Source organism: Archangium sp., from assembly GCF_036389735.1.
In the GTDB taxonomy this organism is placed as follows: Bacteria; Myxococcota; Myxococcia; order Myxococcales; family Myxococcaceae; genus Archangium.
The window spans coordinates 1-2,269 of record NZ_DASVWK010000912.1 but is presented as its reverse complement, the minus strand read 5'-3'; the positions used below and the strand labels follow the sequence as shown (position 1 = coordinate 2,269).

The following is a 2,269-nucleotide window of genomic DNA, read 5'->3' as shown; positions in this document are numbered from 1 at the left end:
ATTGCGGCTCCCCCACCCGCGTCCGCCAGAGGACCCCGCCAGAAGGATGAGTCTGTCTCGGTTTAGTGGACGTACCCCGTAAGTCGGCTACACGGGGAGGTAGTGTCCATGGAGCGAAGGAAGAGGCGGAGTTTCACCCCGGAGTTCAGGGCCGAGGCGGTCCGGTTGGTGCGCGAGGGCAGCAAGAGCCTGCCCCAGGTGGCCAAGGACTTGGACCTGACGGAGTCGGCACTTCGCAACTGGGTGCGTGAGGCCGAGGGCGGAGAGGGCAAGAGCACGGCACCTGGTCCTCAATGCGCTCGACATGGCGCTCAAGGGTCGGCAGCCAGCACGAGGATTGCTGCACCATTCGGACCGAACCAGAAGGCGCTGGCTGCTCGTGGGATTCAATGCAGCATGTCGCGCAAGGGCAACTGCTGGGACAACGCCGTGGTGGAGAGCTTCTTCAGCAGCTTGAAATTGGAGCTCGTCTACACCACCGACTTCGCCACGCACGAGCAGGCCCGGCTGGCCCTCTTCGAGTACATCGAGGTCTTCTACAACCGCCAGAGGCGGCACTCTTCACTGGGCTACGTCAGTCCAGTGGATTTTGAGCTTGCAGCCTTACCGCAGAAGTTGGCATCTTAATCCTACTGTCCACGCAACCGGGGCAAGCCCACCTTCAGTAGCGTGACGTTCCCGTAGGGGATCAGAACCACACCTCTCCTGGTCCTCGTTCACGCAGGCTGTTCGCGGAATAGAGCTGAGATACGGCTCTCGCGAATCGCCCTCATCGAAAGGCGCGAGCGAACGCCTCTAGGGCAGAGGTGAGATCTTCCAGAGCTGGATCACTTTGAGGGAGCTTGTTCTCCGGCTGTTGAAAGAACGTTTCAGCGCCGGAGAGAACAGCCCGGCACAGGGTCGTGGCATCCACTTCGCCGAGAGGGCTCGCTCCGCATTGGATGGCGATACGTTCCCCCTTCGCCTTCCGGAAGCGCACGGAGAACGACGAGTCGGCTCCAACGAAGGTGTATTCGCTTCGCCTCTCCATCAGGAACCGACGCAGTCCATCGAGAAGCTCCACGATGGCGATGGCGAGCATCATGGCTTGATCCGGTGTCCTGCCCCGCGAGCTACAGATGCCTTTTTCGCTCACGAACGTCATGTGCCCCAGGTCAAAGCCCGAGCGTGTGGAGGTCCTCGGTCCATCGGCCCACTCACATTTGAACTGGAACATCTACCCACCCCTGACTGGGAACATCGTGATGACCCGGTTGGCGTCGTCCGAATCAACGATGACCCGCACCAAGTCTCTCACACCGTTGATCTTTACCTTCATCTGGAAGACCTGGATACGCCTGCCAGGTTCCGAGATGCGGTTTCCATTCTTGACGATGTCCTTCGCTGCTTCCAGGAGTTGTGCGCGAGAGGTTCCCGGCGCGAAGAGGTCGCCCGGCCCGGTTGGATGAGTGCCGGTGATGTGCCTTGCTTCGATATGCTGCCAGCCCTCCTGAGGGTTGCCATCCTCGATCCGAGGCTCCGCCCTGTTGGGTGACCTCGCGGGCCTGGGGGGGCCCGCACCAGTCGCGCGCTGTCCCTGGCTGGCCATGTGGAGGATGGAGACGGTGCCCACGCCCACCTCCAGCGTGGTCGTCACCGTGCCCGCTGACACCGCCACCGTCCTTACCGCCAGCAGGCCCTCGGCCGAGAGGGACAGCACCGGCATGGTGTCCTCCAGCCCACCCAACGTTCGCGTCAGCGTGCTGGCCGTGCCTCCCGCCGTGCCCAAGGTGAGGATGAGGTTCGTCGTCAGTTTCGAGATCGCCTTCACCTGCTCGCCCCGAGTCATGTACCGGAAGCGCTCGAGGTACTCCGGCGAGGAGGCGATGAGGGCCGCGACTCCCGCCGGGAGGTGTCGCAGCGAAGCGATGCTGTCCGACGGGTGGGAGAGCAGCTGGCCCATGGCGTGGTACAGGTCGACGAAGGCTTCCTCCGCGCCATCCAGCGAGCGGCCAATGTAGTCGGCGTCGTCGTACACCTCGGCCAGCCCGGGCCCTTCCATGAGGGGGCGCAGTTGCGCGTCCGCCTGCCGGAAGACCCAACCGCTGACGGTGTAGAAGCGGCCCAGTTCGAACGAGCCAGCGCGAAAGGCTTCCTCCTTCCACTCCACCAGCCCCACCTTCTGCTGCGTGCGTCCGTTGAGCGTCCAGGCCAGGTAGCCATCCGGCCGCAGCACGGCCACGCTCTTGAAGCGCTCCACGCGGCGCAGCAACTCCTCGCGGGAGACATC

At 63.5% G+C, this 2,269-nt stretch carries 1 protein-coding gene and 3 pseudogenes; 2 read left to right on the top strand and 2 right to left on the bottom strand.

Annotated features, from left to right (window positions below; translation table 11 throughout):
* Nucleotides 1-108: 108 nt before the first annotated feature.
* Together VF794_RS32400 and VF794_RS32395 are read left to right on the top strand one after the other, a co-directional pair.
* Nucleotides 109-222: pseudogene (locus tag VF794_RS32400) on the top strand (transposase); the annotation flags it as partial.
* Between the two features lie 55 nt (nt 223-277).
* A pseudogene (locus VF794_RS32395) lies at nt 278-627 on the top strand (integrase core domain-containing protein); the annotation flags it as partial.
* Nucleotides 628-769: 142 nt separating this feature from the next.
* Here VF794_RS32395 and VF794_RS32390 read toward each other — a convergent pair.
* The gene (locus VF794_RS32390) at nt 770-1,084 is read right to left on the bottom strand and encodes a hypothetical protein (RefSeq protein WP_309896342.1); all 315 of its coding nucleotides are present in this window, start codon (nt 1,082-1,084) and stop codon (nt 770-772) included.
* 132 nt (nt 1,085-1,216) lie between these two features.
* Nucleotides 1,217-2,269: pseudogene (locus tag VF794_RS32385) on the bottom strand (hypothetical protein); the annotation flags it as partial.

Bases quoted from the DNA above. Each gene is read 5' to 3' on its own strand.
- VF794_RS32390 (WP_309896342.1), bottom strand. From the start codon at position 1,084: ATGATGCTCGCCATCGCCATCGTGGAGCTTCTCGATGGACTGCGTCGG.